The organism is Vibrio sp. THAF190c, assembly GCF_009363355.1.
Taxonomy (GTDB): Bacteria; Pseudomonadota; Gammaproteobacteria; order Enterobacterales; family Vibrionaceae; genus Vibrio; species Vibrio fortis_A.
In genome coordinates, this window is the sequence record NZ_CP045340.1 from 32,712 (window position 1) to 46,683 (window position 13,972).

Annotated in this window: 13 protein-coding genes; 8 read left to right on the plus strand and 5 right to left on the minus strand. The window is 44.1% G+C overall.

Annotation, left to right across the window (positions count from 1 at the left end; genetic code table 11):
* Positions 1-65 precede the first annotated feature (65 nt).
* Positions 66-2,375 (minus strand): molybdopterin-dependent oxidoreductase, encoded by a 2,310-nt coding sequence (locus tag FIV04_RS22775; RefSeq protein WP_152470726.1) that lies wholly within the window; start codon positions 2,373-2,375, stop codon positions 66-68.
* A 381-nt stretch (positions 2,376-2,756) separates the two neighbouring features.
* Here FIV04_RS22775 and FIV04_RS22780 point away from each other — a divergent pair, with 381 nt between their 5' ends.
* Together FIV04_RS22780 and FIV04_RS22785 are read left to right on the plus strand one after the other, a co-directional pair.
* Positions 2,757-3,323, plus strand: coding sequence for a prepilin-type N-terminal cleavage/methylation domain-containing protein (locus FIV04_RS22780; protein WP_172974311.1), 567 nt, complete (start codon positions 2,757-2,759; stop codon positions 3,321-3,323).
* A gap of 64 nt (positions 3,324-3,387) precedes the next feature.
* On the plus strand, positions 3,388-3,864 hold the full coding sequence (locus FIV04_RS22785; RefSeq protein ID WP_152470728.1) for a hypothetical protein: 477 nt from the start codon (positions 3,388-3,390) through the stop codon (positions 3,862-3,864).
* A gap of 46 nt (positions 3,865-3,910) precedes the next feature.
* On the opposite strand, the gene FIV04_RS22790 is transcribed toward FIV04_RS22785, so the two are convergent.
* The 3 genes from FIV04_RS22790 to FIV04_RS22800 form a co-directional block, all read right to left on the minus strand.
* Positions 3,911-5,524: a BCCT family transporter gene (locus tag FIV04_RS22790; RefSeq protein ID WP_152470729.1), complete on the minus strand. Its 1,614-nt coding sequence runs from the start codon at positions 5,522-5,524 to the stop codon at positions 3,911-3,913.
* A 70-nt stretch (positions 5,525-5,594) separates the two neighbouring features.
* On the minus strand, positions 5,595-6,719 hold the full coding sequence (locus tag FIV04_RS22795; protein ID WP_152470730.1) for a mandelate racemase/muconate lactonizing enzyme family protein: 1,125 nt from the start codon (positions 6,717-6,719) through the stop codon (positions 5,595-5,597).
* A gap of 12 nt (positions 6,720-6,731) precedes the next feature.
* The gene (locus FIV04_RS22800) at positions 6,732-8,087 is read right to left on the minus strand and encodes an FAD-dependent oxidoreductase (protein ID WP_152470731.1); all 1,356 of its coding nucleotides are present in this window, start codon (positions 8,085-8,087) and stop codon (positions 6,732-6,734) included.
* A gap of 147 nt (positions 8,088-8,234) precedes the next feature.
* On the opposite strand from FIV04_RS22800, the gene FIV04_RS22805 reads away from it, so the two are divergent.
* Complete coding sequence (locus FIV04_RS22805) at positions 8,235-8,888, plus strand: GntR family transcriptional regulator (RefSeq protein WP_150873111.1); 654 nt, start codon at positions 8,235-8,237, stop codon at positions 8,886-8,888.
* 219 nt (positions 8,889-9,107) lie between these two features.
* Here FIV04_RS22805 and FIV04_RS22810 read toward each other — a convergent pair whose 3' ends face one another.
* A complete protein-coding gene (locus FIV04_RS22810; RefSeq protein ID WP_152470732.1) occupies positions 9,108-10,037 on the minus strand; it encodes a S9 family peptidase in 930 nt (309 codons plus the stop codon).
* Between the two features lie 147 nt (positions 10,038-10,184).
* Here FIV04_RS22810 and FIV04_RS22815 point away from each other — a divergent pair, with 147 nt between their 5' ends.
* The 5 genes from FIV04_RS22815 to folM all read left to right on the plus strand — a co-directional run bounded on the left by FIV04_RS22815 (position 10,185) and on the right by folM (position 13,764).
* Entirely contained in the window at positions 10,185-11,117 is a 933-nt protein-coding gene (locus tag FIV04_RS22815; RefSeq protein WP_152470733.1) for a LysR family transcriptional regulator, read from the plus strand.
* Between the two features lie 303 nt (positions 11,118-11,420).
* Positions 11,421-11,918: a 2-amino-4-hydroxy-6-hydroxymethyldihydropteridine diphosphokinase gene (gene folK, locus FIV04_RS22820; protein WP_152470734.1), complete on the plus strand. Its 498-nt coding sequence runs from the start codon at positions 11,421-11,423 to the stop codon at positions 11,916-11,918.
* Between the two features lie 105 nt (positions 11,919-12,023).
* Complete coding sequence (gene folX / locus FIV04_RS22825) at positions 12,024-12,401, plus strand: dihydroneopterin triphosphate 2'-epimerase (protein WP_152470735.1); 378 nt, start codon at positions 12,024-12,026, stop codon at positions 12,399-12,401.
* 11 nt (positions 12,402-12,412) lie between these two features.
* Complete coding sequence (folE, locus tag FIV04_RS22830; RefSeq protein ID WP_152470736.1) at positions 12,413-13,051, plus strand: GTP cyclohydrolase I FolE; 639 nt, start codon at positions 12,413-12,415, stop codon at positions 13,049-13,051.
* The gene (gene folM, locus FIV04_RS22835) at positions 13,048-13,764 is read left to right on the plus strand and encodes a dihydromonapterin reductase (protein WP_152470737.1); all 717 of its coding nucleotides are present in this window, start codon (positions 13,048-13,050) and stop codon (positions 13,762-13,764) included. Before folE ends, folM begins: the two co-directional genes overlap by 4 nt.
* Positions 13,765-13,972 lie beyond the last annotated feature (208 nt).

Below are 13,972 nucleotides of genomic sequence, written 5' to 3' on the forward strand. Positions count from 1 at the left end.
TTTCGCTACCCTTTTCTTTTATTTCATCAGAACCCTCGTATCACACAAGTCAACGAAGAAGTTCACTACTCGGCTGACATCTCTGGCGAGTCAAATACAGTTATCTCCGGCAAATCGCCTTCAAATTTCTCTATATTGACCAACGCGCTGTGAGCAGCAGTACTTTGTGACAGCTTCGATGTACGTTTATCGTGAGTGAGAACATTCGGGTTACCGTGTTTATCAAGGCTGCCTTTCTCACTTGGATTCATCGGGTCATACCAAGAACCAGTACACAGATAGATGGTCCTTTCTCGCATATCTTCAGTAACAACAGCACCAGCTAGACACGCGCCTCGATCATTAAAGACCTTAACGATATCACCGTCTTCAATTCCTCGAGTCTTCGCATCTACCGGATTGATCATCACTGGCTCACGCCCTTTAATCTTAGCGTTTCGGCTGTAACTACCGGAGTCGAGTTGGCTATGCAGCTTTGTTTTCGGCTGCCCTGAAATCATATGCAGCGGGAAGGTTTCCGCTTGTTTTGACTTCAACCATTCTGTTGGAGGTAGCCAAGTAAACTGCCCCGGGCAATCATCGTATCCAAACGAGGCAATACGTTCGCTATAAAGCTCGATCTTACCACTTGGTGTCGTCAATGGATGCAAATCTGGATCTTGTCTAAATTCTGCAAGCAATACAGTGTCTGGGTTCGGATCCGCAAACTCGATAACGTCCCCATTTAAAAACGTATCAAAGTCTGGAAGCTCAACACCTAAATTCTTCGACTCAGGAATCAGCTTTTGCCACATGCTCTCGAGCCATTGTCGTGAGGTCTTGTTCTGAGTGAAATCCTCTTCAATTTCCAAACGCTTTGCGATCTCTGTGAAAATATCAAACTCATCACGAGCTTCACCAACAGGCTCAACAACTCTAGGCATAGGGATCAAGCTGTTGTCACGAGAGCCAGCACCGATGTCCTCTCGCTCTAACGTTGTCGTTACTGGTAACACAATATCGGCAAACCTTGCCGTTGATGTCCAGTTGATCTCATTGACGATGATGGTTTCAGGTTGCTGGAATGCCTCAATTAGGCGGTTAATGTCTTGATGGTGATGGAATGGGTTACCACCGGCCCACCAAACCATACGAATATCCGGATAAGTCAGGTTCATACCGTTGTATTGGTACTCATCCCCCGGATTAAGCAACATATCGGAAACACACGCCACCGGAATAAAAGCATCAACGTCGTTTTTGCGCTGCGGGAATGCTGGCCAACGAATAGGACGATGCATCAGTCCAATCCCACCATCAGATCCATACGCAATCGCGTAGCCACCGCCGGGTAAACCAATTTGACCAAGCATAGAAGCTAGAGTGATCGTCCCCCACAGCGTCTGTTCACCATGTTCCGTTCTCTGAACCCCTGCTGCTGTGCAGATAAAGGTGCGTGACTTTGCCATCTGGCGAGCGAGTTGTTTAATGCGTTCAGCTGGAATTTCCGAGAGAGCACTCGCCCATTCTGCTGTTTTAGCAACGCCGTCTTTCTCACCAAGCAGGTACGCCTTAACTTCATCAAACCCAACCGTGTATTTGTCGAGGAATGCGCTGTCATAAAGGTCTTCAACAAGCAAGGTATGCGCAAGTCCAAGCATGATCGCAGAATCAGAGCCCGGTACTGCAGCCAACCATTCCGCTTCAATTTCCGCCGGAGAATCTGAACGACACGGATTGATGTCGATAAACTCCACACCTGCTTTGCGACATGCCAGCAGTTCGTCTTTCAATCGGTGACGTGTACAACCACCAGGTGAAACTTGAGCGCTCTTTAGTGGTACACCACCAAACATAACGACCAACTCACCCTCTTTGGCGATCGTCGACCAGCGAGTTGCAGTAGATGTCAGCTTGTCAAAGTCACCGACTATATGTGGCAACAGGATAAGTGCCGTGTTGTAGCTGTAGTTACCTTGACTACTTACAAAGCCACCAGCGCAGGTTAAAAATCGCTTAAGCTGGCTTTGAGCATGGTGAAAACGCCCCGCACTACCCCAACCATAAGAACCGCCAAATATCGCTTCGTTGCCGTGCTCATTACGAGTGGATTTAACCGCTTTGCTGATCAGGTCGAAGGCTGTTTCCCAAGACACTTCAACAAAAGGTTCTTGACCTCGTGTGTTGTTTTTATGTTGTGGGCCATTCTCAAGATAGCTTTTACGAACAGCCGGTTTTTTTATTCTGGCTGAGCTATAAAGAGAGCTGTGCATGTTGTCATTGATAGGAGAAGGATCCGTATCAAGTGGATGTGCACTGACGCGAACTAATTTGCCGTCCTTGACCTCTGCAATCCCTGCCCCCCAGTGACTGGAGGTTGTGTACTTTTTCGTCATACTGTTACTTAGTTAAGTGATAAGAACATCGCTTCACCGCTGTGTTGGCGAGCAACGCTTGTCATAGGTGCCAAACAATAGGCTTTGGCTGAAGTTTACCCTTGTGGAACACGATTGTTCCAGACCTGATTCAGGATATTTAAGAATACGTTATTACCAATAGCCCATATTCGTGAGTACAGACCGGACTAAAGCGAGATACATTACGAGTTGTTTCATAACACCTAAAATACGATGTATAGAGTTATCAGAAGTTCTAATTTTTTTAAAATATGAGTAATATCTTGCTCGAATATTAAGACACCATGACATACAGTACTAATATCATTCATACTGCGTTTAAAGTTTAGATTAACCCGATTTGAAAGGAAGCTTACCGCATTGCTCAAGTTAAAACCTAATACTCACCGCACACGCAAAGGTTTCACGCTCCTTGAGTTGATAGTTATCATCGTGATTATTGGCATAATTTCGGTTATTGCTTTACCAAGATTTCTATCGATCAGCTCCGACTCTCGAGCAAGCACCTTAGAGGGTTTTGCTGGCGCTATGAAAAGTACTGTCGATCTTCAGCACAGCATTGCGGTAATTAATGAAGGTGATGGTGGTCTAGAGAATGGGTATATTCATAATGGAATCTTATTCGACCAAGGTTATCCTGTAGCTTTAGACTTTGATGTTCCCTTTGGTAGCTTCAATAGTGGTGATGGCACTCCAGAAATTCTCGAAGCCATGAGTCTCGATTTAGACGAATGGTCTTTTGCTGAAACAATCGATGGTCGCGAGGATAGCGACAGAACAAGAGAGTTGTACATAACTTTACGTCAAGTTATTCAGCAAGGCGCCACAAGTGAACAAATCATCGCTACGGCATGTTACGTTTCTTATGATAGTTATTTGGAAACTTCTTTGCGACCAGTAATAAGGACTATTACCTCTGGATGTTGAATGACTGTCTAACGGGAGTCGTTTTACAATCAGATAGATGCAATTGAACCAACAAGAAAAGAAAATGAAAGTCGTTTTACCCGTGTTGCTCGTAGTCGTTGTCGTTATTTCTATATTCCATTCAACAACACAGCCATCAATCGAAGGCTGTTACTCTAAGAGTGAAGAAATCACGAGCCTTGCTTCCGAAGAATCAGAGATTAAACAGTCATATTTAAACCTCTCTAAATCATCTAACAACGTCCTTGTTGAAGGTCTAATTTGGGGAACCAACTTTCACATTTGTTCTGTTGGCTCACCTAGTGAAGATAGTGATGGGCCTCTTAGTATGAAACTGTCAGGCGATAAACTTTTATATCGTTACAGTGAGCCTGAATATGGTATTGATTGTGAGTTAGAGGTGGTGATTCAGGGTAACAAACTACTCGCAAATGATTCAAACAATCACTGTTCAGAGTACGTTTTCTATTGCGGGGTTCATGCAAGCTTAGACGGTTTAGAGTTAACCAAGCAAAGCGAGGGTTGTCATAACGACAAATGACAAGTCATTTACACGCAGGCGTAAATGACTTGTTGTTACGTGAGGTCTAGCTTAATACAGGTTCTGCATCAACAGCCTCTTTTTCGTTACCAGCTTTTTTTGGTGACACTTTTAACTGATGCATACGTTGAATCTCTTGAGCTGTGAATTGCCCATAATCTTCATTCATATATTTAAACGTCTTCATCAACATAAAGCTCACCAGAACAAGTAAGGGTGCTGCAAATATCAATATCGCCGATTGCATAGAGCCTACTGGTGCTTTCACTATGATGAATACAGCTGGAATTGCGATAATAACCAGACACCAGAAGATCTTCAGCATTCTTGCTGGGTTCTTATCTTTATCGAGCACGTGTTGAGTTTGACAAGCAACGGTAAACACAGAACCATCCAACGTGGTAACCAACAATAGGAAGGTGGAAACAATAAATACAACCAAAATCAGTGATGAGAAAGGCAATGTGTTTAGCGCTTCTACAATCGATTGGCTGGCTTGGCCATCTGATACCATTTGGCTAATGTTCACCTGTTTGTCTAGCTGAGTTTTCATCATGAATGAACCCACGATAGAAAATAGGATTGTAGTACCGACAGTACCGCCTCCCACCATACAAGCGATGACTTCACGCAGCGTGCGTCCCTTCGATACTTTTGTGATGAAAATACACATCAAAGGAATGAAGATCATCCAGTAAGCCCAGAAGTAAGCAGTCCAGTTTTGAGGGAACTTGTCTTGAGTAATTGCATCCGTATAAAGGCTCATATGGATGAAATTAGACGCCCACAGACTGATCGAAGTGCTGGTATTCTCCAAGATGAACAGAGTCGGACCAAAAATAAGGATGTAAATAACCAGAGCAATTAGGAAATAAGTTCCAGAGCTTGAGATGTTTTTCATCCCTTTCTCGATACCGACAAAAGAGCTGACAATAAGCAAAGCAGCAACAATGCCGAGCATTCCAAGTTTAAGCATCAGGGTGTCTTGCAACCCAGTTAATTGCGCCACTGCCGCAGACACGATTGGCACGCCCAAAGCAAGTACGATAATCAGGCCAAAGACTAAAGCAATAGGGTAAGTAATATCGATGATACGACCAACAACTTTACCTACCGCTTGGTTTTGAATCATGCCTTTTATGATATCGCTGATTTTTAGCGATGGATTTTTGCGAACATAGTAAGAGTACATGATAGGCACAGCGCTGATAGCATAAAGCGCCCAAGCCGTAATACCCCAGTGGTGTAAAGAGTAAGTGACTGCCCATTCATGCGCTGTCACCGATCCCGCTTCAATGGCAAATGGTGGTGTTTTAATGTAGTACGACCACTCCAAGAACGCCCAATAAACAGTACCTGAGCCTACACCGGCCAAAGCCATCATAGTAATGTAAGCAAAATTGGAGTATTCCGGTTTTTCATTACCCATTCGAATGTTGCCGTATTTGCTCACCATTAGGTAAACCGAGACAACGACCATGGCAAAACCGAACCATAAGATAGGGGTGCCGAGGTTATAAGCAATCATGGTAAATATATCACCAGCGATGCTAATAGCGCGCTCAGTATCTGTTAGGAAGAAGACTGATAGCCCACTTATAATGATCAAAGAGATTAAGACCGTAGTTCGGTCGAAGTTGCTAGAGTTGTAAGTTTCCATAGAGGACTCCTTGTTATTCTCCCCACACCTCTGAGAGGAGAACAACTGTTTCACGTCAATTTTGTTTTAATTATTCGAATACATAGGTAGCGATCGATGCTTCTTTTACAGCGTCCCAATCCATCTCAACGCCTAAACCATTACCCTCTGGTGCGTGAACGAAACCGTCTCGACCTGTACGGATTTGTGTTTTAGAAGCAAGCTCGAAGCTTTCGTATGGATAAAACTGTTCGAAGAACTTACAGTTATTGTGTGCAAGGGCGACATGTAGGTTGGCCGCTTGCGTAATGGTGTAACCCATACTCTGTATTTCTAAGTTTTTAGAATGACCTTCAGCGATCGCAAAACACTTATTAAGCTGAGTAATGCCGCCACAAACTGTTGCGTCTTGACGAACATCTGACCAAAAACCATTGCCTAACGCATAAGTCACTTCTTGAAGTGTCAGTAGGCAATTGCCATGGCTTGATATTTCTAGGTCCGTTTTATCGACTAAACGTTGATAGGTTTTGTAGTCATAGTCAGAAACCGGCGCTTCTAACCACTCCCAATCGTAACTTTCCATCAGCTTAGCCATCTTCATTGCTTCTGCTGGTGTATAGAAAGTAGCCGTATCGAGCATGAATCGAATACCAGTCTTGCCGTATCGCTCTTGAATCGCGTTTACCAGTTTTACATCTTTTTCATATACGCAGTAGCAATGAAGTTTTATTGCGGTAAATCCATGCTCAATACAGTCATCAACATATGGGAAGTACTCTTCAACCGTGTCGAACATAGGAGTAGATGCATAAGACTTCATTTTATGGCGTGCGCCACCTAGCAGCATATATAGTGGCATGCCCGCTTTCTTACCTTTGATGTCCCATGCAGCAATATCAATGGGTGACTTGGCTGGCAGACCACCCCAAGAACAACGCGCGCCTAACCATGTGTTAAGTTCATCCGTCATTAATGGATTCTTTCCAATTAGCCCAGGCACAATGGTACGCATAGCTTCAATGATGCAACGGTCAAAATCGTTCTCTGTATAGCTGATAGTCGCACCAACACCTTCGGTTCCATCGTTACAAATAATACGCACGATGTTGTTGGTGTAGAGTAGCGGCTCTTGGTTGTCGGCCCAAGGGATCGGTGGAGCATCGCGATCGGCTACAGCATAGAGCTCAACTCGTTTGATCACAGTATCTTTCATTGGGTTTTCTCCTTATAAAGCGCTGCCATTTTCAATCATGACTGCGCGGATTTCCTCGCCCGTAAGGTCGCGGATTCGTCTATTCTCGTTAATTGCTTTTACAGCTGCGATTCCTGCTGCGTGCCCATACTCAAAACATTGCGCCGTTACTCGTGCCGATGCGAGAGCCTCATGTTCAGCACTCAAGCAGCGTCCCGCGGCGATAATGTTTTCACCAACGATCGGGACCAACGTGTTGTAAGGTACGTCGTAGTAGTCATTGATCAACCAATGCAGTTTTGGTTTGTCGCCTGAGTGCAGTTCAATTGGCCAAGGTGTGCGACAGATACCATCTTTTCGCTTGTTGCAATTGATAACATCATCATTAGTTAGCGTCTCGACACCAACGATAGAGCGTGTTTGTCGGATGCCGACCTCAACACCAGTATCGACAACGTAGGCATTTTCACAGCCGGGAACAAAGTGGTTTAGGAAGCGGGCATAATCACGAACTTGACGACGACCAAAAACTTCAGCTTCTGTAAAGTCTTTAGGGTCAATCACATTCAACATGCGGCCGTCTTGTCCGGCGAGGCGCGTTGCGTTGACCATAAGTTCGCCTGGTCGAGTGGTTGGAAAAATCCAAATTTTATGACGTGGTAAGGTGTATTCACCGCTCTTATTAGCAGCGAGAATGTTTTCGGTCACTTTTGGCGGGCATATCGTATCATCGCCGTAGTAGTCCAAATATTTCTCCATATCGACATCAGCAATACGAAAGAACATCGTCGGGTTTTGGATACGACCTTGATCACCGAAGTAGTAGTCCATACCTGCGCGAGCAATTACCGCAGCATCACCGGATGCATCAACGATCATGTTGCTAAGGATGATACTTTGACCAGCATTGGATTCGATGACTACACCTTTGAACGTATCTTTTTCCATGATCACACCCGTGACTGATGTATGGAAAAGAGTCGTAACACCAGCATCTTCAAGTAGATCGTCGGCGACTTCACGCCATATCAAAGGGTCATGGGTAACAGTAAATGTCTTTCCATATTTTTGAGGTTCAGTGACTCCATTGCGTTTCTTCAGCTCTTGACGGAACCGCTCAGTGAATCCGAATACTACTTGTTCAGGTTGAGCATTCTCTTCGTCTGAAGCCATGAACATACCGCAAATAGTACCCGACAAACCGGCTACTGCTGCTCCACCACAAAAGCCATATTTTTCAACTAACCAAGTGTCTTTCCCCATAGAGCCAGCTGTTTCAGCAGCAGCTACACCAGCAGCACCACCACCGATCACTAGTACATCAACTTCAGCCAAAATTGGCAGATCCGGTACTTGTTCAAAACGACGAACAATTTTCCAATCTTTCATACTCACCTCGCTAATAGATAACTGATGTTCATCTGATATATCAGTTGTGTGTTTGAAATATATTCCCTTTTTTTTTGTGGTACAATAGCGAAACTGGTTATCGTGAGATCGCTCACTAAAAAATTGATCAAAGGAATAGCGCGTAGAATGTCCATAAACAACGCAAATAAGACTGATGTGGCTTATAACCAATTGGAAAGAATGATTATTTTCCGAGAGCTGGAACCTGGAAGTATGGTGAGTGAAAAGCAGCTTGCCGAAGGAATGGATCTTGGTCGGACGCCAGTAAGAGAAGCTCTTCAACGTCTATCATACGAACGCATGGTAGAGATCCATGCTCGCAGAGGGATCCAAATCCCACCTATTTCGGTCGAAAGTCAGCTTAAGATTCTTGAGGTTCGCCGTGATATCGAAGCCTTGTGTGTGAAATATGCGTCTGCCAGAGCGAGTGTCGAAGAGAAACAGCAAATGTTGATACTTGCAGACAAGCTTGAGGAGTGTGCAAAAAACCAAGACGACCTAAAATATGCGACGCTACTGAAAGAAATCCACATTTTATTGGTCAAAGCCGCAGCAAATGAGTATCTGCAGTTAGCAATGGCTCCTCTTCAAGGCTTATCACGCCGCTTTTGGTTTGCCTACAAAAATCAAAATTCTGATCTTGTAGATGCCTCGTCTCACCATGCTGCTGTATTGAGAGCGGTAAGCCATACTGATGCAGAAGAGGCCGTCGCTGCATCACACCGCTTGAACGATTACCTAACAGACATGGCGTATAGAAGTATTACGGCAAGAAAATAACGCCCTAAAAACACCAAAACGGTACAAGTTTTACTGAGGGCTCTTTCTAAACCTTAGAGAAAGATTCACAAAGCTGCCGTCACATTTCGCCCAACGTGCAGTAGTGTCAGCTGTTGGGCGTTTATGGACCGCCAGTAGGAGGAAATATTTTGTCGCGGTGAGATTTCGAGGTTAGCAATCTTCATATCCTTAAAATCAACATCCCACGTCTCTTATTGCTTAAATGTTCATATAGCGATCAAACCATTCAATCATCTGCTCTGGATGGTCACCACAGTAGTTGTAGCCGACAAAGCGTCTGGTATCACCGTCTTCAATCCAGTGCAGTTTCTTTTCCTCTGTTGGAATCAAGTCAAAGGTAGTTTGTACATCATCAGGCACTGTCCAAATATCATCTTTGTTTTGCACAATAAATGTCGGGATGTGGAAGTTTTGCACATATTTATGTGGTGTCATGTCATCAAGTTTGATGCCTATGTTTTTCTCAACTTCTTCAGCAAACACATCAAAAAATGCACCTAGCCCCATACCATCTACTGCAACTTTAGACATGATGTTGATAGAAGCTGGCTGGGCGCAGACAAATGCTTTTACGTTTTCAGCATATTCAGGGTATTTATTCAGCGCGTTGATTGCAGCATTACCACCAGCACAAGGATTGAAAAGCCCGATGATCATATGTCGTAAATCCTCGCGCGACTTCACGTAGTCAAACGTAGCGATGACATCTTTATGCTCGTCACCAAAGCCTTGTCCCCACGAGTTGTTCTTAGCATCGCCACTTTCACCGTGACCACGCAAGTCGTATGCAAGTACATTGTATCCAGCATCATGAAGGGCCTTATGAACATTACCGAATTTTACTTCGATGTCTTGAAACTGGCTCCAAGGAGCTTTATGACCAGGGAAACCATAACGATTAAGAGTCGCAGGATGGTTACAAATAATCAGCTTGTCTGAACCTGATTTCGGTATAAACCATGCCGCCAGCTCAACACCGTCTTCGGTCATATATCTAACATCTTCGTATTCAAGGCCGTACTTTTCTGGGGTTTCTAAAATTGGCGCTCTGTCAGTAGGCAGGCTCACGTAGCCTTTTGCCACCACCGCTAACGTAGCTTTTTGCTCTTCACTTAATGGATTTGTCATGTCTATAACTCCTGCACATCTGATGTATTCGATAATCAGCTATCGTTCTTAATAAGTGTGTTTATTAGGCTATATGTAACTTCAGATGATAACTAGAAGGTGTTAAGCTGAATCAATATCAACTTAAAGCTAACAATTGGAGTCGTAGTGCAAGAATTTAAAAATGATATTACTTACAACCAATTGATTTCTTTTAAGACGATTTATGAAGAAGGAAATATCAGTAAGGCTGCAAGACGGCTTGGTATCAGCTCCGCATCTGTGAGTAATTCATTAAAAGTATTAGAGAAGAATGTCGGCGAGCCGTTATTTAATCGTACTACCCGAGCTATCTCACCAACTGAAGTAGGAAAACGATTGTATGAGTTGATTCACCCTAGTGTTGACGACTTAACAAACGCGATAGAGCTTATTTGCGACCATAACAAAGCACCCAGTGGCAGCTTGTCGCTAAATATGGCAAGAGACATTTATGACGTTTTTCTCAAAGACGTGCTTATGGATTTTCAGTTGCAATATCCGGCAATTCAGCTCGAAATTACCCTATCTGACTCTTTCGACAGTCAGGTTGAACAGCACTTTGATGTTGGTTTTCGTTTCGGAGAAACGGTCAATGACAGCATGATTGCTAAGCGCCTCAATAGAGGAGAAAAACGAACAGAATTAGCGCTGTTCGCCTCTCCTGATTATGTTACCCGTTTTGGTAAACCAACTGCTGTCGATGAGCTTCAGCAACATTCAATCATCCAGTTTCGAGCCCCATCAAGTCAAAAGCTTCTACCCATACGTTTACACAAAATGAAAGACAAGAGCAGTGAACTTGTTTCATTACTGCCATCAAATACAGCCATGGTGGTAAACAACTCAAAAGTCATGGTTGACTGTGCACTAAAAGGAATTGGCATTGGTTACCTGATGGATGCAACCATCAAAGACGAACTGTTAAGTGGGCAACTCGTCCCCATCCTAAAACAACATTGGTGCGAAGCGCCCAACGTGTATATGTACTATGACCCGGAAAACCGACAGACGCGTAGAGTAGCTTGTTTTCTTGAATATATGTCGCAGCAACGCATCTAATCAACGGACTGAGCATTAAAACAAACACTGGGCTACCGTGAATCTAATAAACCGATATCAGCGATATGTTGAACACGTAATATCTCGATAAAAAGGCAACCTGTTCCATACCATGTATCTGTTTATTTAAACTCGATTGTCATGCCGAACTGAATAATCTCCCTTGGTACGTTCTAATACAGGCGCGCCTCTCTCCAACCTAGAATCATACCTCCATTAACTTTCTGACACTAAAAAGAGCTACACCTGATCTTAACTGCAAAATGAAACGTAACTGGTTGCCCAAAAAGGGAAGAAAATTCTATGGCCACCGTTTATGTAAGCATCGGCAGTAACATTGACCGAGAACATCACGTTACAGCGTCTCTTAAAGCACTAGAGGATCGGTTCGCTCCTCTACGGGTTTCTAGGTTTTACGATTGTGTACCTGTTGGATTTGAAGGGGACAATTTCCTTAACCTTGTCGTCGGCTTTGAATGCGCTCTTCCAGTTGCTGAACTATCAAGCATTCTACGTCAAATCGAATTGGAGAATGGTCGCCAGCGTGAGACCAAAGCGTATGCACCACGAACAATGGATATCGACATCCTTCTTTACGACGATTTGGTAGGCATCATTGACGGAGTAGAACTGCCTAGAGGTGAAATCACCGAATATGCCTTTGTGCTACGACCACTTGTCGATATCGCTGCTCAAAAACGCCACCCTACTCTCGACGTTTCTTATCAGCAGCTCTGGGATAACTTCGACCAATTGAGCCAGAAAACCGTCCCTATCCCTTTTGAGCTCGATTTCACATAGCGCCTTTAAACATTTTAATCAGAGCACTGAGTCGCCTGAGTTTTATTGATCTTTTCTCAAAACAAGCACGTAACTGACTTCACTTTCTAAGGATTGGACACTGTTATGAATCACAACGCCATTATCACCATTACAAATCTCCGACTAAGAACCTTTATCGGCTTCAACGAAGAAGAGAAAACCAAGCAACAAGACATCGTTATCAACGCAGAAATCCACTATCCAGCAAACAACTTATGTCTCGCTGATGATGTGGACAATGCGCTTAATTATAAAAACATCTGCAAAAAGATCATTCATCATGTCGAATCTGGAAGATTTTTGCTATTAGAAAAGCTAACCAGTGACGTACTCGGTATCTGTATCGACCACCCTTGGGTGCAGTACGCTCAAGTAAGAATTGACAAACCTCACGCACTTCGTTTTGCGGATTCCGTTTCGCTCACCTTGAGCTATGAAGCAGACCAAGACAACAATTCATAAGGAGCGAGGCAATGTTAACCACAGAAGCAGAAAAAGTAAGACAAGCTTTGCTCGCCAAAGGGCTTGAAACGCCAATGACACCGAGCGAAATGAACAGTGATCAAAAGTACAATCGCATCAAAGGGCTGCTAACGGAAGTAGTGAGCACACTAGGATTGGATTTAACCGATGACAGTCTCGCTGAGACGCCACATCGTATTGCAAAGATGTACATACACGAAATATTTTCAGGGCTAGACTACAATAACTTCCCAAAAATCAGCGTCATAGACAACAAAATGTCCGTCGATGAGATGGTTAAAGTGTCCGACATCGACTTAACCTCGACGTGCGAGCATCACTTCATCACCATCGACGGCCTAGCACAAGTGGCCTATATCCCTGAGTCTAAAATACTGGGGCTGTCGAAAATCAATCGTATTGTTCGCTTCTTTGCTCAGCGCCCGCAGGTTCAAGAGCGTCTCACGCAACAAATCTTAGTCGCAATACAAGCATTGGTTGAAACAGAGAACGTTGCAGTAACCATCAAAGCCACTCACTACTGTGTGAAATCGAGAGGCGTTATGGATGCCAACTCTGAAACCACGACAACTGCGTTGGGTGGTATCTTCAAAACTAACCCTCAAACCAGAGCTGAGTTTTTACGATGAGTGAGACAATTCTAATAACCGGCGTGGGCAAGCGACTAGGGTTCGCGCTGGCTCAGCAACTTTTGTCGGATGGATACAAAGTGATCGGCACTTACCGAAGCGACTATCCTCAACTGAAACAGTTGCGCGACTGTGGAGCTGACTTACAACAGGTAGACTTTTATCAGCAAGGCAGCGTAGAGGGTTTTCTTCATTACGTTGCTCAAGAGTACAGAACACTTCGAGCGGTCATACATAATGCTTCTGATTGGAAGCCAGAAAACAAACAAAAACCGAGTGAGAACGCCTCTCAAATCATGAACCAGATGATGACGGTACATGCGAGCGTGCCCTATCTTGTCAACTTAACACTCAAAAACCAATTGATGGCTGGTAACGAAACCTCAGACATCATCCATATCAGTGATTACGTCGCGGAGAAAGGCAGTAAAAAGCATATCGCGTACGCCGCAAGTAAAGCCGCTCTCAACAACCTAACACTTTCGTTTTCTGCCATGTTGGCTCCCAAGGTTAAAGTAAACACCGTCTCTCCGGCGATGATCAAGTTCAATGATCATGATGACGATGCTTACAAAGCTAAGGCTCTACAAAAAGCTTTGATTCCTGCAGAGGCCGGCTTTGAAGAAATAGTAGATGGCATCAAGTATGTATTGGCCAGTCACTACATGACAGGAAGAACCTTGCACCTTGATGGTGGCAGACACCTGAAGTAAAAGGTTGGCCTTCTTCTAGATTCACTCCCCCGCTAGAGCTTCAAAATCTCTAGTGGTAGAGCCCATCTATCGCACTCTACTTGTTCAACTCGCGCTCACCACTCTGGTTAAACCAAACCTATAACGTGACAAACTTCACATTTATGCTAATTCATCTCCTGAATTGCGCGCGCTGTATTAAACGCGACTCATATTAAACTTCGCTTGA